This window comes from Lacipirellulaceae bacterium (assembly GCA_040218535.1).
Classification (GTDB): Bacteria; Planctomycetota; Planctomycetia; order Pirellulales; family Lacipirellulaceae; genus Adhaeretor.
This window is the reverse complement of the sequence record JAVJRG010000005.1, coordinates 480,847-500,772: the sequence shown is the minus strand read 5'-3', so window position 1 is coordinate 500,772 and position 19,926 is coordinate 480,847. Positions and strand designations below refer to the sequence as shown.

At 55.7% G+C, this 19,926-nt stretch carries 14 protein-coding genes; 4 read left to right on the top strand and 10 right to left on the bottom strand.

Features of this window, described 5'->3' with window-relative positions; all coding sequences use genetic code 11:
• Positions 1-64: 64 nt before the first annotated feature.
• From RIB44_02255 to RIB44_02215, 9 genes are all read right to left on the bottom strand, one after another.
• Positions 65-4,219 (bottom strand): hypothetical protein, encoded by a 4,155-nt coding sequence (locus RIB44_02255; protein ID MEQ8615395.1) that lies wholly within the window; start codon positions 4,217-4,219, stop codon positions 65-67.
• Between the two features lie 310 nt (positions 4,220-4,529).
• Positions 4,530-5,966 (bottom strand): replicative DNA helicase, encoded by a 1,437-nt coding sequence (gene dnaB / locus RIB44_02250; GenBank protein MEQ8615394.1) that lies wholly within the window; start codon positions 5,964-5,966, stop codon positions 4,530-4,532.
• 199 nt (positions 5,967-6,165) lie between these two features.
• Complete coding sequence (gene rplI / locus RIB44_02245) at positions 6,166-6,702, bottom strand: 50S ribosomal protein L9 (protein MEQ8615393.1); 537 nt, start codon at positions 6,700-6,702, stop codon at positions 6,166-6,168.
• A 58-nt stretch (positions 6,703-6,760) separates the two neighbouring features.
• A complete protein-coding gene (ssb, locus tag RIB44_02240; protein MEQ8615392.1) occupies positions 6,761-7,225 on the bottom strand; it encodes a single-stranded DNA-binding protein in 465 nt (154 codons plus the stop codon).
• 46 nt (positions 7,226-7,271) lie between these two features.
• Positions 7,272-7,667 carry a 30S ribosomal protein S6 gene (gene rpsF, locus RIB44_02235; GenBank protein ID MEQ8615391.1) on the bottom strand — a complete coding sequence of 132 codons (396 nt, stop codon included), beginning with the start codon at positions 7,665-7,667 and terminating at the stop codon, positions 7,272-7,274.
• Positions 7,668-7,715: 48 nt separating this feature from the next.
• Positions 7,716-8,285 (bottom strand): aminoacyl-tRNA hydrolase, encoded by a 570-nt coding sequence (gene pth, locus RIB44_02230; GenBank protein ID MEQ8615390.1) that lies wholly within the window; start codon positions 8,283-8,285, stop codon positions 7,716-7,718.
• 96 nt (positions 8,286-8,381) lie between these two features.
• Positions 8,382-9,017, bottom strand: coding sequence for a 50S ribosomal protein L25 (locus RIB44_02225; GenBank protein ID MEQ8615389.1), 636 nt, complete (start codon positions 9,015-9,017; stop codon positions 8,382-8,384).
• A gap of 187 nt (positions 9,018-9,204) precedes the next feature.
• Positions 9,205-10,149: a ribose-phosphate pyrophosphokinase gene (locus tag RIB44_02220; GenBank protein MEQ8615388.1), complete on the bottom strand. Its 945-nt coding sequence runs from the start codon at positions 10,147-10,149 to the stop codon at positions 9,205-9,207.
• 66 nt (positions 10,150-10,215) lie between these two features.
• Positions 10,216-10,980 (bottom strand): NTP transferase domain-containing protein, encoded by a 765-nt coding sequence (locus tag RIB44_02215; GenBank protein ID MEQ8615387.1) that lies wholly within the window; start codon positions 10,978-10,980, stop codon positions 10,216-10,218.
• A 183-nt stretch (positions 10,981-11,163) separates the two neighbouring features.
• Between RIB44_02215 and argB the strand changes: the two genes are divergently transcribed.
• The 4 genes from argB (at position 11,164) to rph (ending at position 15,194) form a co-directional block, all read left to right on the top strand.
• Complete coding sequence (gene argB, locus RIB44_02210) at positions 11,164-12,069, top strand: acetylglutamate kinase (protein MEQ8615386.1); 906 nt, start codon at positions 11,164-11,166, stop codon at positions 12,067-12,069.
• A gap of 63 nt (positions 12,070-12,132) precedes the next feature.
• The gene (locus RIB44_02205; GenBank protein MEQ8615385.1) at positions 12,133-13,347 is read left to right on the top strand and encodes an aspartate aminotransferase family protein; all 1,215 of its coding nucleotides are present in this window, start codon (positions 12,133-12,135) and stop codon (positions 13,345-13,347) included.
• Between the two features lie 152 nt (positions 13,348-13,499).
• On the top strand, positions 13,500-14,417 hold the full coding sequence (argF, locus tag RIB44_02200; GenBank protein ID MEQ8615384.1) for an ornithine carbamoyltransferase: 918 nt from the start codon (positions 13,500-13,502) through the stop codon (positions 14,415-14,417).
• Positions 14,418-14,477: 60 nt separating this feature from the next.
• Complete coding sequence (gene rph, locus RIB44_02195) at positions 14,478-15,194, top strand: ribonuclease PH (protein ID MEQ8615383.1); 717 nt, start codon at positions 14,478-14,480, stop codon at positions 15,192-15,194.
• Positions 15,195-15,210: 16 nt separating this feature from the next.
• Here the strand turns inward: rph and RIB44_02190 are convergent, their stop codons facing one another.
• Positions 15,211-19,380 carry a VWA domain-containing protein gene (locus tag RIB44_02190; GenBank protein ID MEQ8615382.1) on the bottom strand — a complete coding sequence of 1,390 codons (4,170 nt, stop codon included), beginning with the start codon at positions 19,378-19,380 and terminating at the stop codon, positions 15,211-15,213.
• Between the last annotated feature and the right edge of the window lie 546 nt (positions 19,381-19,926).

The following is a 19,926-nucleotide window of genomic DNA, read 5'->3' as shown; positions in this document are numbered from 1 at the left end:
CCGATTGCGTAAAAACGAACAAGACCGCTCGCGGCTAAGCCGCAAGCGGCGGGCTTTATGCTTACTAGCGTTTTCGGCTTGATGAGAGCGTCGTTGAGAGGGTGAACGCTAGCATCAGGGCCAGCGCCGTTGGTTCGGGTATAGCGCTGGTGGAGCTGATGCTGTCTGTTCCGATTCCTTCTTGCAGTTGCCAAATTAGCAAATCTCCCCCATCTGCAACTAAGCTGCCATCCCCATCGCCATCGGTGTGAGCCGCTGGGAAAGTGCCGTAGTCGCCTTGCCAGACAACCAAGTCGTCAGCGTCGACATCGCCATCCTCGTCATAGTCAGCAGCAAAGAAGTTCGTGCTAGCGATTTCGAGTACGATCTTGTTCGGGTCTGAAAAGTCGATCGGTTCCCATTCGACCGAAAGTCCGCCACCAGATTCCGCCAGGAAAATGTTGTCAAATGCTCCAATCAGAGCGGAAGTCGATTGAATAATCGTAAACTGATCGCCGGCAGCCGGCACGTAGCCGTTGCCGATATCTGTGAAGGTGATGAGCAAATCACCATCCAGGTTGAGCGTTCCAGTAGAATCGAGCTGGTCGAACTCACCAATCGACGTACCGCCAATCTGAAAGTGCAGTTCGCCCGAATTGGCGATCGTGTACTCGCCACCAACGGGAACACTCGCGGTTGCGAAGCCAGAGGCACCGTCTCCAGGAGCATGGACATTGTCGATTCGCACATTTTCTAAAGCCCCATCGCCGCTGAGGCGACTGTTCACTTCGATGATCTCGGTCGCGGAAGTGCCCACAAGACTACCATTATTGACGAGCGGCGAGTCAATTCTTCCTTCGCCTTGGATCGTATTATCCATGTTTGTCAGTGTGGCATTAGCAATCGCGTTGATTCCTGGATTATTGCCCTGAAATGCGAGCGTCCCCCCTCCGGTCAGTGTCGCCCCTCCGGCTTGTACTTCCAAATCAGTCGCATTGAAGGTCGAGGCGAGCGTAATCGTCCCAGTATTTGTGATGGTACCGCTGACGCCAAAATCAGAGTTATTGGCAGCCTCAATTTGTCCCTCGATAGTGACATCGGTAAAGAAATAGTTCTGACTAGTACTACCACGGACGATTCCTCCTCCGGTGCTTCGCACGGTACCGCCGAGCACTGAGGCATTCGTGGTTAGCAGCACCTCTGAACCGGCACCGACCGCTTCGATGATTCCGCCCGCGTTGACGAATTCGCCACCAGCATTGCCTGTCAGAATCACAAGACTACCGCTGGTTGCCTGGATGGACCCTGTGTTATTGAGACCGTTGACAGCATCGGGGTCAAGCGTCAAGGATTGCCCGGCCACATTCGCGTTAATGAGCCCCTGATTAACAACACCAATCGTGTTTCTCCCAATGAAGCCCTGCCCTTCAATCGTATGCGTTGCCGAGTTCGTCAAAACGGAATTGCCAACGCCGTTGATTCCTGCGTTGTTACTACTCGTCGTCGTCAACACGACTTTCCCAGTCCCAGTTAGCGTGACACCACCAGCTTGAACTTCGACATCGGTATTATTACCAGCCGAGGCCATCGTGATGGTGCCGTTGTTGGTTATGGTGCCGCTGATACCAAAGTCAGAGTTGTTGTCGCTCTGGATGGCTCCTTCGAACGTGACATCATTGAAGAATACGTTCTGACTGGAATTCACGCGTACCAAACCACCATCAAAACCGCGGACAGTTCCACCATTGATGCTAGCCGTGGTGATTAATCGGACCTCAGAATCCGCTCCCGTCGCTTCGATGGTTCCCCCTTCGTTTGTAAACACTCCGCCTGCGTTGCCCGTTAGTAGCAGCAAACCGCCATTCGACGCACGCAGGGTGGAATTGTTATCCATTCCAGTGACCGCATCCGGATCAATCGTGAGGAATTGTCCGTTGACGTTAGCGTCGATCAATCCATCGTTGACGATGCCAATCGCGTTTCTGCCGATAGCCCCCTGCCCTTCAATCGAGTGAGCAGATCCGTGGGTGAGGACTGCGTTGCTAATGCCGTCGATGCCAGCGGCGTTACCGCCAGTACTGGTGAGTACCACTTTGCCACTACCTGTCAGCGTGGCACCACTGGCTTGGACTTGGACATCGGTGTTGTTGCCTAGGGACGCCATCGTGATAGTAGCGTTATTCGTGATCGTACCGCTGATGCCCAAGTCAGAATTGTTGTCAGCCTGGAGAGTTCCTTCGAGAAGGGCATCCACGAGGAAAACATTGGTGCTTGCGTTCACACGGACAAGTCCGCCGCTGCTACTGCGAAGGGTTCCGCCTGTGATCACAGCGTTGTTTGTCATTCGCACTTCGGAACCGGCCCCCGTCGCTTCAATCGTCGCACCGGTGTTCGTGAACTCGCCGGCAGCAAATACCAGAATCCCACCATTGGTAGCGCGCAATGTCCCTTGGTTTTGCAAACCGCCAGCAGCGTTCGGGTCGAGGGTCAATGTATTGCCGGTACTATTTGCGTCAATTAACCCGCCTACTTGATTGATGATCTGTAGTGTGTTTGCACCGATCTGGCCTCGGCCTTCCAGCGTATTATCAACGTTTGTGAAGACGCCATTCGAGCCGCTATTATCGGTGATACGGCTGCTATTGGTTGAGCCCGCGAGCGTGACCGTTCCACCACCAGAGAGGACCGAGGCAGTTGGAATAACAATGTCTGTAAGATTTCCGAGGTTATTGACCGTGAAATTGTTCGACTGATTGATCAGCGTGGCACCGAGAATTAGGTCGCTATTGTTGAGCATTTGAAAGGACCCGACGAGCGTGACGCCGTCGAGTGTGGCATTCGTACTGCCGGGAACTTCAATGACTCCTGTACCGCTGGTCTGCAGAGTACCACCAGTAACGTTGGCCGATCCGGTAAGTGTGGTTTTTGACGCGTCAAGAGCTTCGACAACTCCCCCAGCATTGTTGAAGTTACCCGCCTGGAGAATGAGATTCGCTCCAGCAGAAGCACGCATGGTTCCTTGATTCGTCAGACCGCCACTTGCATTCGGGTCGACGACGAGCGTGCCGCTACTGTCGTTCGCGTTAATTAGACCACCGGCCTGATTAATAATTTCGAGCGTGTTTGCGCCGATTTGGCCTCTGCCCTGAATCGTGTGGTTTGCATTGGTTAGCACGCTGTTGCCACCACCATTGTCGACGATGCGAGCATTATTATTGGCTCCTCCGAGAGTCACGGTACCGCCACCAGAAAGTGTCGCCGAAGTTGGAATGATGACGTCGGTGAGATTGCCCGCAGTCGTGATTGTGAAATCGCTGGACTGATTATCGATCGTGCCGTTGATCAAAAGATCGGAATTATCGAGTTGCTGAAAATTTCCGATGATCGTGAGATCGTTAAGCGTGGCAATGTTGCTATTGAATACGCGAACAACCCCGGTCCCGGTCGTTTGCAACGTACCGCCAGTTAAGGTTGCAGAACCTTGGAGCGTTACCAAAGAAGCATCCAAGGCTTCAATCACTCCGCCGGTGTTCGCGAAGTTTCCGCTGGTGAGAATCAGATTACCACCAGCGGAGCCTCGCAACGTACCTTGGTTGGTCACCCCTCCGCCGGCGTTGGGGTCCACGGTTAGTGCTGCCCCACCAGCATTGTTGGCATCAATAAGCCCGCCAGCCAAGTTGGTGATTTGCAAGGTATTGACGCCTATCTGCCCGAAACCCTCAATGGTGCTACTGTTGGTGAGGTGTCCGTTCGCGCCGCTGTTGTCGACGATTCGGCTATTGCTATTGGCTCCACCGATACGCAACGTACCGGTGCCTGAGAGTGAGACTTCGTCTCGGACGATCAAGTCGGTAATGTTGCCGTTGGTGAAAAGCTCGATTAGGCCATTGTTTATAATTGCCCCGCTGTCAGGTCGACTCACCTCAGTGGCGATCGAGAAATCGTTGTTATCACGGATGGTAAGCACGTCACCCGAGTCGACGGTCAAGCTATCGATCACTATGACGTCGCTAATGGCCGTCATGACTGCAGCATTACTCAGGTTATCGCTGTCGATGATGGCGTTGAAGTTGCCCGGCGTATCAGGAACCCCTGCTGACCAATTCACCGGATCGTTCCAACTGACTCCGTCACCAGCACCGGTCCAGGTGGTGTCGATTTGAGCCTGCGTCAACGTCGAGCAGAAGAACAGAGCCAAAAATCCAAGTAAGAAGCTGCTTAGACGATTAGTCAGCTGCATGAGAATTCCCCTCCTAGGAAGTTCAGTCGAAAGTGCGTTGGCGAAAAAGCTGAAATAGGCCAATTTGCCGAGACTGGTTCCGAAAATTGCATCCGCTCTCACGGGATTTTTGCAATTCCTTGCGCTTAAGATACCGCATTTTTTTCTTGCGGCAAGACGCAGAGCAGCCTTTGTAGGGATGCAATTTCGCTTATTGGCACCGCAGCAATACGTGAGTTTTGACCACGGAATCCCTTTCAGGAGAACTAAACATTGAGCGACGGAGGGCGAGAAAGAAGGGCTTAGGGTTGCTGTGGTGTTAGCTAGCTGCTCAAAAACTAGCCTCGGGCGGTGTGCCAAAGTCCTGAAACTCCGCATAGGCCTTGTGCGAGAAGTTGCGGAAGCGGGTGAATTCGTGGACCCAGGTGAGTTTCACGTCGCCGGTTGGGCCGCTTCGTTGCTTGCGAATGAGAAGGTCGGCTTCACCGCGGACCGCCTCGCGATCTTCTTCATTGGTTTGATAATACTCGTCGCGGTGGACGAACATCACGACATCGGCGTCTTGCTCAATGGCTCCCGACTCGCGGAGGTGACTCAACTGAGGCTTGTTGTCGCGGGTGGATTCGACTTGGCGGTTGAGTTGGGCAAGGCAAAGTACCGGCACGTCAAGCTCGCGGGCTAGGCCCTTCAAGCGCCGGGCGATCTTCGAGACTTGCTCTTGTCTCGGATCGCGGGCGTTGTCAGGCTCAATGAGTTGTAGGTAATCGATGACGATTAGCCCCAGGCCGTGACGCCGCTTAAGCCGGCGGGCGTTCGCGCTGATTTCCGTCATGGTGCGGCTGGGTGAATCGTCGATGAATAGTGGGGCTTGGCTCACTTTGGCGGCAGCTTCCACCAGTTGCCGACGCTCCTCGGTGCTGATCGTTCCGTTGCGGAGGCGGTTACCATTCACTTCAGCAATGCCGCAAAGAAGCCGGTCGCCCAGTTCGAGGGCGGCCATTTCCAAGCTGACGAACAGTGTGGGAATGTTGCCTTGCATCACGGCATGCTCGGTCATATTCATCGCGAGTGCCGTTTTCCCCATACTGGGGCGTGCGGCCAGGATGATGAGTTCCGAGTTCTGTAACCCACCGGTGAGTTGATCGAAATCGTCGAATCCGGTTTCGACTCCGCCAAACGCGTGGTGCTGATCCATCCGCGCATCGAGCCGATCAAGCGACTCTTGCAGCACGTCGGAAATCGCGTTGACCTGCCCTGCCCCGCGGTCTTCAAGTATTGCGAAGACTTTTTCTTCCGCTTTCGCGAGTTGCTGGCGAGTCTCAACGGACGGATCGTAGGCTTCGTGGAGAATGTCCGTGCTGGCGTGAATGAGCGAACGCAGCACGGACTTATCAGCGACGATCCGTGCGTAGTATTCCGCGTGGGCTGCCGTGGGAACTTGCTTGCCGACCTCAGCCAGATAAGCGGCTCCGCCAACCGCTTCATAGATGTCTGCCTTGCGAAGGCGATCGACCAGCAGCATGGGGTCGATCCGTTGCCCGTCATCGTGCATGGCGACGAGGTGCTCATAGATTCGCCGATTCGCATCGTCGTAGAAATCCAGTGGGCGAATGACGAGAGCGACTTCGTCGAAGACTTCGGGCAGCAACAGGATACTGCCTAGGACGGCCCGTTCCGCGTCTAAATCAGCAGGGAGCTGACGGTCGATTGGCGAGGCGGCTGGCTGTTGCTGACGACCATTGCCGTTATAGCCATTTGAGGATGCCATGGTTGTGGTCCTTCACTTGTGAATTAATCGACGCATGTCTGCAAATAAAAAAGAGATCTGCTGATAAGGCCGGTAGAGGCGTAGCTCGACGGCTATTTGGCGTCCCCAGCTATTCAATTTAGCGTTTGAGAATGAGAAACGCACGACTTCCGATGAGGGAGCCGTGCGTTTTGTGTTGATCTCGTCTGATCGGCCACAATCAGTCGTCTGCACCGACTTGTGGTACCACCCAAACCTTGAGTTCGCCTTCGACCTCGCTTGCTAGGCGGAACTTGACGGTATAGAGGCCGAGTTCCTTGAGCGGGCCTTCCAGGCGAATCTGATCGGCGTTGAGGGAAATATCGCTCTTCTTGAGGGCTGCGACAATCTCTGGAGCTCCAACGCTTCCGTAGAGGTGTCCGTCTTCGGTCGCGTTGGCCTCAATCGTAATGCTCTGCTTCGCAATTTCCGCAGCTTGCTTGCGAAGGTCGGCTTGGCGGGCCTTTTCGATCGCTTGCAGCTTGGCCTTGTGCTTCTCAACCATCCGCTTGTGATGGTCGCTCGCTAAGGTAGCCAAGCCTTGCGGAAGCAAATAGTTGTTCGCGTAGCCAGGACGAACTTGAACAACGTCGCCCTGCTCGCCTAGGCTCTCCACTCGGTGGATCAGCAACAATTCGATACCGCCATGATCACCCTTAGGAAGCCGCTTGATGCCTTTCGGGAGACGACGTTTTTTCTTTTTGGTTTGTGAGGTCATGGCGTTGAGATTGCTGATATAGGATTGTTGACTTTAGATTGCAGCCCTGAGGGGGTAACTAGAACGGAATGTCATCTTCAGGGGGTGCTGAACGGGCGGGCGGAGCATCGTAGCTGTCGTTGCTCCCGTAGCTATCGTAGGAGTCGCCCGAGGAAGTACTTTGGGAGCTGCCGCGACTGCGACCTCCGCCACCACCATCGCGTCCGCCGAGCATCTGCATCCGCTCGCCGATGACTTTCAGCTTACTTCGCTTCTGGCCGTCTTTTTCCCAGGTATCAAGTTTGAGACGGCCTTCGATGAGAACCGGCGAGCCTTTGCTGAGATACTCATTGCAAACTTCCGCAGTACGCCCCCAAAGGGTGATGTCTACGAAGGTCGTCTCGTCGACCCACTCGTTATTTCGCTTCACTCGGTCGTTCACGGCAAGACCGATATCCGAGACGGCCATTCCGCTGGGGATGTGTCGCAGTTCGGGGTCGCGAGTGAGATTGCCCACCAACACCACACGATTAAAACTTGCCATGGTTATGACTCCACGTCAGGGGTGACGTTTAGCAGTGGAAACTTGTTTACTCGGCGGCAGCCGCTTCGGCCGGCTCGCCTTCTTCGCTGGCAATGGTAGGCTCACCACCACCGCGAACATGCTCAAGGATGGGTTCAACCAGTGCATCTGGTAGTCGCACGAACAGTTGGCGAAGGATCGAGTCGTTCAGTTCACACACGCGAGTGAGTTCGCCCACCTTCTGCGTGGGAAGCTCGAAGTAGATGAGCCAGTAGGCGCCTTTGCGTTGTCCGTTGATGGGATACGCGAGGCGACGCTCTTCCCACAGACGGCTGACCTCGACCTTGCCGCCAGCCTCGGTGATTGCTGCCTCGACTTCCTTGGCCAGAGCGTCGCGATCACGCGCGTAGCGATTGGCGTCGAAAATGAATAGGCCTTCGTAAGTTGCTGTCTTGTCAGCCAATGTGTCTCTCCTCGAAACGATTCTTTTTGCGGCTCAGCCGAAGTGCGGCTATTTTTGTTTTCCGTTGTAGCGATTCATCGCGGCGGTGGGGCCTTCGGCGATCCAAAGTTGGATGGCGTCGGCGGCTCGACGCGTTTGTATTTCGATTTCTTCTTGCTCTTTCTTGGCAAACTTTCCCAACACGAAATCAGGGGCGGCCCAGCCTTCAGGCACCGGACCGATCCCTACCCGAAGGCGGGCATAATCGGTTGATTTCAGTTGGGCCGCGATGTCAGCCAAACCCTTTTGACCACCATCACGTCCGCTGGTACGCATTCGCAACTCTCCAACAGGGATGTTGAAGTCGTCGCAGACGACCAGCAACTCTTCATTCTCTAGCTTATAGAAGCTCATGGCCTGTTTCACGCTACGGCCACTGAGATTCATATAAGTATGAGGGGCAAGAATCAACAACTTCTCGCCGTCGACAATCGCTTCCCTCAGTTCACCTTCAAACTTATTTCCTGCCGGCTGAGCAGTCGTGGCTTCGGCAAGCCGAGCCAGAACTTCCCAACCTATGTTATGGCGGGTTCCCGTGTACTTTCGCCCCGGGTTCCCAAGGCCGACGACCAGCTTCATCTGGTGACTCGCGGCATTTCGCTTGATTCTGGTTTCAGCGCGGTGCGAGCACCGCGGCTAAATCAACTTTCTTTACGTATCAAAAAACGGGCAGTGTTAGCCCTCGCTGGCTTCTTCTTCCTTGTCGCTCTCGCCAATGACTTCTGGCTCAGCCGCTGCGGCACCGACGGCCTCTTCTTCTTCGACAGGTGCGGCTGGCTCGACGCAGTGAACCACCAACTCTTCCTTATCGGTGAGAAAATCGGCTTCGTCGGGTAAGCCCTGCAAGTCTTTCACATAGACACCGTCATGCAACTGAAGCTCATTGAGCTCTGCCGTCAGGTGCTCAGGAATGAACGCGGGAGCAGTTTCAATCTCAACCTCGTGCAAGACCTGATCGATGATGCCGCCATCGTTCTCACCCGGTGCCGTCCCGTGCGTGTGGACGGGAACCGTGACCGTGATGCGTTCGCCTTTAACGACCCGCAGGAGATCGACGTGCAAGATGTGCTGCTGGAAGACGTCCCACTGGATGTCTTGCAACAGGGCTTGGCCATCGGAGGCTCCCTTCAACTGCACCACCTGGGCATTGTGCCGGAGCGTTGCACGGAGCTGGTCGGCGGGGACGATCAAGTGCTCGGGGTCTTCGCCATGGCCGTAAAGCACTGCTGGGACGAGCCCTTCAACACGCAAGCGGCGGTTGTGCAGCTTGCCAGTCTTTTCTCGCTTTTTGACTTCGATGGTCTCGGCCATGGATTCCTCGGGGGCTTCTTCCGCTTCTTTAGTACTTATGCACGCCACACGGCTAAGCGACAAGTCGCTGGGGCACGGTGGTCGAGAATGATCTTCCTGGAATCTCGCAATTGTCGAGGTTTTCTGCCGGATTTCAAGCCCTGATAAGTGGAATTCTGGGCCTCGCAAGGGCCTCAAAATGGGCACCTTACTGGAATAACCGGCTTACGGATTCATTCCGGTGAATCCGCTTGATAGCTTCGCCCAATAGCGGGGCGACGGTGAGGACTTTTGTCTGGGGGAGGATCTGGTCCTCGCGGAGGGGGATCGAATCCGTACAGACGATGCTCGCAAGGTCTGCGTCACGAAGCCGCTCGACCGCCGGGCCGCAGAGGACGGCGTGGGTGGTGGCAACGTGGATTTCCTTGGCACCACGTTCTCGAATGATTTTTGCCGCACCGCAAATCGAGCCCGCCGTGCTAATCATGTCGTCGAACATGAGCACGATCTTTCCGTCAACTGGGCCGCCAATGATGTTCTCTTGCACCGTTTCCTCAGCGCTGGTGCGACGCTTATCCACAATCGCCACGGGGCCGCCGATCCGTTTGGCGTGGCCGAGAGCCCGCTTGATGCTGCCCTCATCGGGGCTAACGATCACGATGTCTTCTTTGGGTAACCCAAGGTTGAGAAAGTGTTCGTTCAGCACTGGAGCAGCATAGAGGTGATCGACCGGCACGTCGAAAAAACCCTGAATCTGGGCGGCGTGAAGGTCCATCGTCAGCACGCGATCGGCCCCCGCGCGGGTGATCATGTTGGCAATCAGCTTCGCCGTAATGGGGACGCGGCCTTCATCCTTGCGGTCTTGGCGGGCATAGCCGAAGTAGGGCAAGACGGCTGTCACACGTTCCGCACTGGCCCGTTTGCAACTGTCGATCATCACCAGCAGCTGCATGATGTTGTCGTTGACCGGCGGACAAGTCGGCTGAAGGAGGTAGACGTCACGCCCGCGAACGTCCTCCTCGATCTTGCAGGAGATTTCGCCGTCAGGAAACGAGCTGAGCGAGATCTTGCTTAGCGGGACGCCCAAGTACTCCGCGATGCGTTGACTCAGAGCCAGATTGGCGTTTCCGCTGATAAGTTTGAAGTCGGTCATGCGGGGTGAGGGAGTTGGGAATAGGAATTAGGGTTTAGGAACTCAGCATGACGTGTTGTTGCAGACTCAAACACTTCCTGTTTGCATGGTTTTCTCGACCTCGGCGAGGTCTTCCATGCTGTTGATGCTTAGGGCCTCGCAGGGTTGGAGGACTGGCAAGGCGTCGACGGACTTTCCTTCCTTGAGAAGGATCCCAGGGCAGTCAGTAATGTAGTATTCGCTTTGGGCGTTGTCGTCGGAGAGCTGGTCGAGGGAGTGCAGCAGATCGGGGGCATGGAATAAGTAAGTGCTGACGTTCACTTCGTTAATTGCGCGCTGCTCGTCAGTGGCATCCTTCTCTTCGACGATGCCGACGAACTCGTTCGCTGAGTTTCGCACAATGCGACCAAACCCGGTCGGATCGTCTTTGCTGACTGTCCCAATGAGGCAAGCGGCGTTGTCCTGGCGGTAGGCCGTAATTAAGGCCTCCACGGAACTTGCCTGCAGCATCGGCGAGTCGCCAGCAACCACAATGACAGGACCGTGGGAAGCGGCCAACTGTTCGCGGCACATCATCACGGCGTGACCGGTACCTAACTGCTCGTCTTGGACTCCGAACTCCAGGGCTGGCACGTCGGCCAATTCCTCGCGTACCAACTCCTGCTTATAGCCCACGACGACCACGATCCGCTGAACTCCAGCTTGCTTTAGTGCCTCGACGACGTAGCGGATCATCGGTCGCTGACAGACCGGAACCAGCACCTTGGGAAGCTCTGACTTCATGCGAGTCCCCTTGCCGGCGGCAAGGACAACGGCAACGGGGTCAACTTCTGAGCGAGCGGGAGGAGACATGCTGGCGAGCCGATGGGTGGTTCGAAGAACGAGACCTTATTCTGCCAAAGACTGCGAGAAGTAGCCAGGGTCTGGATCTGTCAAGTAACTGATCAAGTGGCTTGAGACCTTTCACCCATGTTCCTCGAGGCATAGAATGTGGGATTGCCCCTAGTGACCGATAGTCAGCCATTACAACCCGCCATGGTCGAAACTCAACAAGCTGCCATCGAAAAAGCCGACGTCCTCATCGAAGCGATGGGGTGGATTCGCCGTTTTCGCGAGAAGACGACGGTCATCAAGCTAGGTGGTAGCGTCATGGAGGATCCCGAGGCGTTGCGGCACTTGCTCGTGGACATCGTTTTCATGGAATCGGTTGGCATGAGGCCGATCGTGGTTCACGGTGGCGGCGCTGCGATTAGCCGAGCGATGGAGGAAGCAAAGATCGAGCCGCGGTTCATCCAAGGGCGTCGTTACACGGATCCTGAAACGCTGGCAATCGTTGAGAAAGTGTTAGCCGGGGAGATTAACGAGCATATCGCACAGCGGATCGAAGATTTCGGCGGTCGCGCCATGCCGTTGAATTTCGTTGGCGAGACAAACAACAACGTCTTGTATGGCGAACCTTTAAAGCTGCAGGGTGAAGCAGGCGAGGACGTGGACCTGGGATTCGTCGGACGAGTGACCAAAGTAGATCGCGACACGCTTGAGAACCTCTGCTATGCCGGGCAAGTACCGGTGATTCCCTCAATGTGTGAGACCGAGGATGGGCAGCGGCTCAACGTCAACGCAGACACTGCAGCGACGGCTGTGGCCCAGTCGGTGGGAGCAGAGAAGCTGGTTTTCCTGAGTGACGTGAATGGCGTACGACTCGATAAGGACGATCCCGATTCGCTCGTCCACTCATTGACGGCCTCACAAGCAGAAGAGCTGATCGCCGATGGAAGCATCGCCTCGGGGATGATCCCGAAGGTCGAAGCCTGTCTGGAAACGCTTCGCAAGGGCGTCAAGAAGATTCACATCATTGATGGGCGTGTGCGACATTCCTTGCTACTGGAAATCTTCACGAATTTAGGCGTAGGAACCGAGCTTGTCTCTGAACCTGCCTAGCACTTAGGCTGTCCTTGCCGCATTGATTACCGCAACCTTCCTTTTTCATTCGTCGAGACACTCATGACCGCCGTCGCCGCATCAGACGCCACGGGCATGTCGCCCGAGACTGCCAACCTGTTCGATCAGTATGTCGTACCGAACTATCGACGGTTTCCGGTGACGCTTACTCGCGGCGAAGGGTCGTATGTCTGGGATGATCAAGGCAAACGGTACCTCGATTTCTTCCCAGGCTGGGGCTGCAACCTATTGGGCCATTGCCCGCCTAAAGTGGTTGAGGCCGTACAAAAGCAAGCGGCTGAACTCATTCACGTGCCCAATACATGGCACATTGAAGCCCAGGGCCGATGGGCGAAACTGCTCAGCGACCACAGCTTCGGCGGCAAGGCTTTTTTCTGCAATTCAGGAGCGGAGGCTAACGAGGCGGCTATCAAACTCGCGCGGCTGCATACGCCAGCGGGGAAATACAAGATTATCACGTTCGAAGGTGGTTTTCATGGAAGGACCTTCGGCGCCGTCAGTGCCACGGCTCAGCCAAAGTATCACGAAGACATCGGTCCCATGGCGGCCGGTTTTGTTTATGCTCCGTTCGGCGACTTGGAGCGGGCGGCGGCGAAGATCGACGACGAAACGGCAGCCATTCTTGTCGAGCCGATCCAAGGCGAAGGCGGGATTCGACTTCCACCCGAAGGCTTCCTCCAAGGCCTACGTGACTTGGCCGACGAGCACGACTTGTTGTTGATGTTTGACGAAGTCCAAGCCGGCTGCGGCCGAACGGGCGAATGGTTTGCCTATCAGAATTTCGGCGTGACGCCCGACGTGATGACGCTGGCGAAGAGCTTGTGCGGCGGAGTTGCCGGGGGTGCGATGCTCACCACTGCGGAGATCGCGCCGAGTCTGCGACCCGGGATGCACGCGGCGACTTTCGGCGGCAATCCGTTGGCAGCCGTCGCAGGAATCGCCACGCTCGAAACGATCGAGCAGGACGGATTGCTGGAGCGAGCAAAAACTCTAGGTGCGCAGTTTGAAGAAAAGCTTTCTCCGCTCGTCGAAGCGCTACCCCATGTTTCCGAACTGCGTGTCTGTGGTCTGATGATCGGAATCGAGCTGGCCGTGGATGCCACTCCGGTTGTGCAGGCTTGTATGGATCGACAGCTGCTGATCAACGTCACCCAGGGCAATGTCGTACGGCTGCTTCCCGCGATGACGCTCACTGACGAGCTACTCAATGAGGGGTGTGAAATCTTGGCGGACGCATTGCAAGGGTTTGAAGTTTAATTGAATTTTGGACCTGAGTTTTCTGACACGGATTGCACGGATAACACGGATATTATCAAAAACCGATCTGTGTCATCCGTGCAATCCGTGTTCCTAATTCAAGCTTGCGATCACGCTGAGGACTGAGCTCTTAAACAACGATAGAAAACGCCATGCGACATTTAGTTACCCTGAAAAACGTTTCCACTGAGCATATCCAGACGATTTTTGCGCTCAGCGCGGACCTAAAGTCGAAGTTTCAGGAAGGGGTTCGCGAACCCTTGCTGCCGGGCCGTGTGATGGCGATGCTTTTCGAGAAGCAGTCGTTGCGGACGCGGGTCAGCTTCCAAGCGGGGATGGCCCATCTGGGCGGGACGAGCATGATGCTGGGGGAGGATGCTGGCTTTGGCAAACGCGAGAGTATCGCTGACTTTACGCACGTCTTGAGCGCCATGGTCGACGTAATCGTTGTCCGTGCGAAGGCGCATGCAACGGTCGAGGCGGTGGCTGAGCACTCCGCATGCTCGGTGATCAATGGGCTCACCGATTATTCCCACCCGTGCCAAGCGTTGGCCGACCTCTTCACGATGCGTGAACAATTCGGAACGCTTGAGGGAGCAAAACTGACCTGGGTGGGTGATGCGAATAACGTCGCCCGTAGTTTGGCTTTCGCCTGTGCGAAACTTGGGGTCGACTTCGCGGTCGCTTGCCCGGCGAATTATGCGTTTTCGCCTGAGGAAACTACCGAGCTGCAGACCATGTTCAACAGCTCAGATTTCTCTTGCACGGACGATCCTCAAGCAGCCGTGGCAGGTGCTTCTGCCGTGTACACGGATGTGTGGGCCAGCATGGGGCAGGAAGCGGAACAAGAACAACGGATTAAAGATTTTGCCGACTACCAAGTCAATGAACAACTCATGAGCAGCGCTCCTAACGAGGCGGTCTTCATGCACTGCCTGCCAGCTAAGCGTGGTCAAGAAGTGACCGATGCGGTGATGGACTCTCCGAGCAGCGTTATCGTCGAACAAGCAGCCAATCGAATGCATGTGCAAAAGGGCGTTTTGGCTTGGTTGCTGGGGGTCCAGGGCTGATTCTTTCGACTGGCTCCGAGAAGTCTCTCATCGAACTGTTTACTTAGGAATTATTGAACCATGCCGACTCGCCATTATGGCCGTGCTGAGAATCAACTTCGCGAATGGTCGATTGAACCAGCCCCTTTTGGAGCCGCTCAAGGCCGTGTGCTGATTCGCGCTGGTAAGACAACGCTCCTATGCACGGCTAGCATTGAGGAGGACGTGCCTCCCTGGATGAAAGGGGAAGGAAAGGGCTGGATTACTGCCGAGTACAACATGCTGCCAAGCAGTGTCTCGCCGCGTAAGCGACGCGAGCGGGCAAAGGTTGATGGAAGAACGACCGAGATCCAACGACTGATAGGTCGTAGCTTACGTGCGGCGGTCGATCTGAACGCCCTAGGTGAGCGAAGCGTAACCGTGGACTGCGAAGTGCTGGAAGCCGACGGCGGAACTCGCACTGCGGCCATTACCGGGGGCTATGTGGCACTTGCTCAGGCGTTGCTGTCTTTGGATGAGTTCACCTCGATTGAGGACTCACCCATCAAGGAAAGCATCGTTGCAGTGAGTGTCGGGATAGTGGACGGCCAAGCTGTGCTCGATCTCGATTACCACGAAGACTTTGCCGCTTCGGTCGACATGAATGTCGTGATGACGGGGGGCGGTCGCTTTGTTGAGCTACAAGGCACAGGTGAAGAAGCGACATTCGATGCCAACCAGCTACAAAGCATGATTTCGCTGGCGCAAACAGGGACGCGTGGACTCAGTGAGTTGCAGGAGCAGGCGCTGGCTAGCTAGTTGCTTGTCAAGTGAATTAAGGGGCGGCCGCGCCATCACCATCACCCCCATCCTCCTCTTCAACAGCTTCGGCGGCACCAGCAAACGTAAAGGTTGTGACGTTACCAATCCCGGTGAACGATGGTGAAGCGGTAATCCGAACGTAACGGCGATCAGCAGAAATTACGGCGGTTGCCTGCATTTGCGTACCCTCGGTGAGAGTTTGGATCACCGGCTGGAAGCCAACTGCTCCGCCGCGTGCCAAGCCGAGACGACGCCTCAAATCGAGGCGGCGGTCCCCAAGTCGTCCGCCAGGTAAAGCGGACGTATCGGCAAGCGAATTGATTTGCTGAGCAAGTACCGCTCTGCTAATTGCTTCTTGGCGATTCACCGCGGCTACTAATTGTTGCTCTTGGATCGGATCGGTGCGACGGCCCGAATCGAGTTTGAAGACAACCATTGCGTCGTCTTCGCCAACCTCGATATGTTGCCGTTCGTGTTGTTCATTCTTACTGCGGTAGTTGCGGTAGACGTCGACCGTCACTTTGCCGGCGACGATCTCCCCCCAGACTTTACGGATACGAACCTTGTAGTCACCATTAAAACCACGGGGGCAAATGTAGCTTTCCTTGAAACTGGCAGTCCCCTTGTCTTCGGACTGTTGGTCGCTGGCGTAGGTGTCGCCCAGGCAAACTCCACCGCCGGAAGTGCGTGGGTCGCGGAGCGAGCAAATGGTTCCACCCGGCTCTTCTACGTAGACATCAATATCCGCTTCGCCCGACCAGGAGACCTGCACGACGCAGTCGCGGACCAAAGCGTTGTTGAGCTGCTGTTCGTATTTTCGATAGGCATCCATGTCACCAGCAGCTTGCATCTCATCGAGCGTTGCCTTCGCGATACGAAAGGCGGTCGTGCGCACGATGGCTTGCTCGTTCGTCCAAGCTCGCTCTAAGACCTGAATCGTGAACCAACGAATCGCCTCGGTATCTTTGGCTCGTTGGGCAGCACGCAGGCCGAGTGCATAGGCTTCGTCATGCAGAGGGGAAGCCTTCACGACCTGTCGGTAGACCTGGAATGCCCGATGGTCGAGCTCCAAGTGTGAAAGGTAGCGGGCAATCAGCATCAATTCGTCAGGGCTGTTGCTGAAGTCGCAAGCGCTCATGATCGCGCGTTCGATCTGCTCCTTGGGAGCCCCTTCGAGCTCCATAGCGATCCCAAGAGATTCATACATCCAAGGGAGTGGCTGACCGTTGCGAAGGGCAGCTTCGATGAGTGCCACAACGTGATTCGAGTGGCCGCGCTTCATCAGTCGGCGGACGGCCTGACGCAAAACATCTGGGCTTGGTTGGTTATTTGCGAAGTAATCGTTCCAGAATTTCTCCGGAGCGACGCTGTTGTCGATCGAAATCCCAACAACGCTGGGAGCGTCTTCTTCGGAAGAATCCGCTTCGGCAGGAGCTGCCGCGGTCTCAGAGATATCGAGGGAAGTCTTCGAGAGGTCATCCGGAACGGCAAAGAAACCGCCGCCACCGCCGCCGCCACCAAGGCCGCCACCGCCGCCGCCGAAGCCGCCACCGCCGCCACCAAGGCCGCCGCCACCGCCGCCGAGGCCACCACCACCGCCGCCACCGAGACCGCCACCACCGCCGCCGCCAAGGCCACCACCACCGATTGGTAGGTTGATAATCGGCAGGACGAGGTCAGCTACGGGGTAGGCTTTGACGGTGAGTCGCTGTTGGGCTTCGTCTTCGGAAGTGATCATCATCACTTCGTTGTCGATGATGTAGGTGAGGTCTTCGACTTGGCGAAGCATGATTTCCATCGCCGAACGGAGCGTGATGTTCCGCAAGTTCACCGTGATTTCTGTCTCTTCACTAATCGCCAGTGCTTCGAGTGCTTGACGATCGAACACGATAGGAATGTTGTAATCGTCGGCGATCGCCTGGATGATCTGATTGAGGGGAATTTCCACGTAATCCAGAGGCAGTTTCAGCGGTGTACGTAGTGCCTCCTGAATACGTTGTTCCGCTTCTCCCTGTGAACCGAGGTCCACAGCGGCGAATTTCTTACGACGGTTGGTTAGGTCTTCCCAAACGTCTGCTTCGGGGTAGATGATCGGCGGGTTATCCGGGAATGGAATGTGGGAAAGCTCGATCTGGTACATCGTGTCGAACGCCGCCTGGTGACGAGCCGCTCGGGCAACCTGCTGCAGGTAGTGATGTCGCTTGTGGCGAGCCCATAGGGTCGCTTGCTGAGGAACCAAGGCATCAGGGTCAATTTCCGCCATGATCGTGGCGACTTCGCCCGCTTCCACATACTTGCGTTCATCCATTAGAGCGTTGAATCGATTCATCAGTTGCTTTTCGCGTTCGATCCTTCGAAAAAGTCTGCTGTTGAGCAACTCGCGCTCGCGTGCTGAGGCAATGCGCTCCTCGGTCTGACGGTCGAGTTCTGCCTGAATGTCAGATTGTCGAATCGCTTCTTGAAGAGCGATATTCAGCTTGTCGAGAAGTTCCGCCCGACGTGCTTCGTCGATGTCTTTGACACGCTTCACACGATCCAGATTTAGCTTCAAGTCCTGGATCACTAGATCGGGACTGGTACTCATCGAGTCCCTAGCATTCTGCACAGTGACTTGAATTTCTTTTGCGAGCAGATTAGCGAAGACGCTCCGCTCCTGCTCAACTTGGTCAAGGAACGACCCATCGCTACCAACGCGGTCAAGCAAACCCTCTTCGGCGACGACAGCACCCTGAATGGGAGCGGGTCGGGTGAGGATAATCTCACCTTCGACGGGCGCTGCTCCTTCGATGACTGTTCCCTCAACAACTTGACCTTCAATCGGCTGGCCCTGAATGATTTCGCCTTCGATGGGCTGGTCGAAGAAAAGTTCCTCGTTTTCAACAACGTTTTGGACAGTACGAGCACGCACATTGCCGGGGTCGGCTTGCAGAACCGTCTGCACGATCTGGCTAGCACCTTTACGGTCGCCTGAGGCGATGGCCCGCTCAGCGAGCATCGTGAGAGCATCGACCTGGGCGCCGATCATCCGTGCGGACTCGGTGAGACCGGCAGAACCGACGGTAGGAAGCGTCAGGCCCCGATCACGGCTCGCGATGTTCGTTAGCTCGCCAAGGAAAGCACGATCATTATGCGGAGCTTCGGGGGTGAATTCCCATTGGAAGCTTTGTTGGCTGTTTGGTCCTTCAACCGTTAACGAGATCGCTAGCTTGTCGCCAAGCGACTCGCCGGTTCGACCTAAGAGAATCGTGTCACGATCAGAGCGAAGCGGTGGGAAGGTTTCCGGATAGGTTTCTCCCAACTCATCTGCCATCTGTACGCTCGTCGGCCACAACACAGCAGCTTGCGTCCAAGCGGCCATCTGCTTGCCGACCGATTGTGCTTTGCGGAGGTTCTCCAGCCGGGCACGTTCATCGGAGATTTGCTCAGCTTCATTCTGCCAAACAATTGGCTCAGCAACGTACAGGTTGCCGCCGGTGTGGTTAGCGAGCACAGCAAGCAACTGGGCATCGGTCTTGGGGCCAATCGCGTAGCTGCTTACTGGGATGCGATTCTCTTTGAGCGAGTTAACGACCTCGCCGAGCGTTGAGGAGTCGAGCAAATTCGCCACACTGATACCGTCACCAATATAGACGACACTGCGGTTCTTCGATCTTGCGGCATCAAACCGCTCGGCAGCGGCCTCGAAGGCTAACTGCAAATCGGTCGAACCCATCGGGGTGTGCTCTTGTAGATCGGCAAGGGCTTCCTCCATGTCAGCACTGTTGCCGGCGACGAAATCAGCGGTGAGTCGCTTGGCACCCAGATCAACGGCAATCAGTTCGACGCGGTCGCTAGGTCGTAGGTCAGCGAGTAACGACTGCAAAGCGGCGAGGGCTTTCACGCGGAACGGGCCTGTTTGACTCGCAGAAGTGTCGAACAGAACAACCACGTCGGTCGACTCTGGCGTCGCGACTTTGCCAGTCGGAACGACGCTTAGAGCATAGGAGGTCTTGCCATCCTTCTCGTAGGTGATCAATCGAGACGCATCGTCTGCAGAAGCGGAGGAGGCTCCGACGAGAACGACGACGGCGAGTAAAGCAGCCGTCTTCGCTAAGCTTGCGGATTTTCTAAGTTTCATCATCACCATGTTTCGCATGCCTGAGTAATGTTTGGCTTCGGCCTGAATCGTTCGAGAAGTACGCATCAAAGCGCTCCCACTAATAAACTGTATGCGTAGTCGCCTACCGTGTTCCGGAGCGGCAGATCGAGCAACGCCGAAGATGTCTTTAGTCTTTCTTGATTGTTCACAGGACCGAGGATTAGCGCAATCGAGCTAAACCCCCAGCTATACCTAGTTTAAGCTGATCTCAGCAGGGCTTCCACAAGAAAGTCCCGTTTTCGAGCCTGGGCTTCATGGAAACCAGTTCCACTTAATCCGTTTAGGGCCCGCACGCTGGACTGACACCAGCGCAAACCCCCACCTCAGCGCTGCATTTGCCGTTCCAATCCGGCTAATCGGCACACAGCTTACAATACGAAGTCAGCCCGGGGCCACCCGAGTCAGGCACTGGCGGATCAAACCCAAACCAATGGCATTATTGGAGTTGCGGTTGCAGTTGAGGAGTTTTTTTCCGAGACTGCCCGACGTCCCTTAGAAGAGGTTTGAAGCTGAGTGCTCCTATGTGACGAAAAACCCATTCGATTAGTGCGGCCCTTTCGATGACAATCGTTCAATTCTGCTCATTTACTC

What these genes read in the sequence shown, in the direction of transcription:
- RIB44_02190 (MEQ8615382.1), bottom strand. Translation starts at nt 19,380, where the DNA reads ATGCGTACTTCTCGAACGATTCAGGCCGAAGCCAAACATTACTCAGGC.
- ssb (MEQ8615392.1), bottom strand. Translation starts at nt 7,225, where the DNA reads ATGGCAAGTTTTAATCGTGTGGTGTTGGTGGGCAATCTCACTCGCGAC.
- pth (MEQ8615390.1), bottom strand. Translation starts at nt 8,285, where the DNA reads ATGAAGCTGGTCGTCGGCCTTGGGAACCCGGGGCGAAAGTACACGGGA.
- RIB44_02215 (MEQ8615387.1), bottom strand. Translation starts at nt 10,980, where the DNA reads ATGTCTCCTCCCGCTCGCTCAGAAGTTGACCCCGTTGCCGTTGTCCTT.
- dnaB (MEQ8615394.1), bottom strand. Translation starts at nt 5,966, where the DNA reads ATGGCATCCTCAAATGGCTATAACGGCAATGGTCGTCAGCAACAGCCA.
- RIB44_02220 (MEQ8615388.1), bottom strand. Translation starts at nt 10,149, where the DNA reads ATGACCGACTTCAAACTTATCAGCGGAAACGCCAATCTGGCTCTGAGT.
- argF (MEQ8615384.1), top strand. Translation starts at nt 13,500, where the DNA reads ATGCGACATTTAGTTACCCTGAAAAACGTTTCCACTGAGCATATCCAG.
- rph (MEQ8615383.1), top strand. Translation starts at nt 14,478, where the DNA reads ATGCCGACTCGCCATTATGGCCGTGCTGAGAATCAACTTCGCGAATGG.
- argB (MEQ8615386.1), top strand. Translation starts at nt 11,164, where the DNA reads ATGGTCGAAACTCAACAAGCTGCCATCGAAAAAGCCGACGTCCTCATC.
- RIB44_02225 (MEQ8615389.1), bottom strand. Translation starts at nt 9,017, where the DNA reads ATGGCCGAGACCATCGAAGTCAAAAAGCGAGAAAAGACTGGCAAGCTG.
- RIB44_02205 (MEQ8615385.1), top strand. Translation starts at nt 12,133, where the DNA reads ATGACCGCCGTCGCCGCATCAGACGCCACGGGCATGTCGCCCGAGACT.
- RIB44_02255 (MEQ8615395.1), bottom strand. Translation starts at nt 4,219, where the DNA reads ATGCAGCTGACTAATCGTCTAAGCAGCTTCTTACTTGGATTTTTGGCT.
- rplI (MEQ8615393.1), bottom strand. Translation starts at nt 6,702, where the DNA reads ATGACCTCACAAACCAAAAAGAAAAAACGTCGTCTCCCGAAAGGCATC.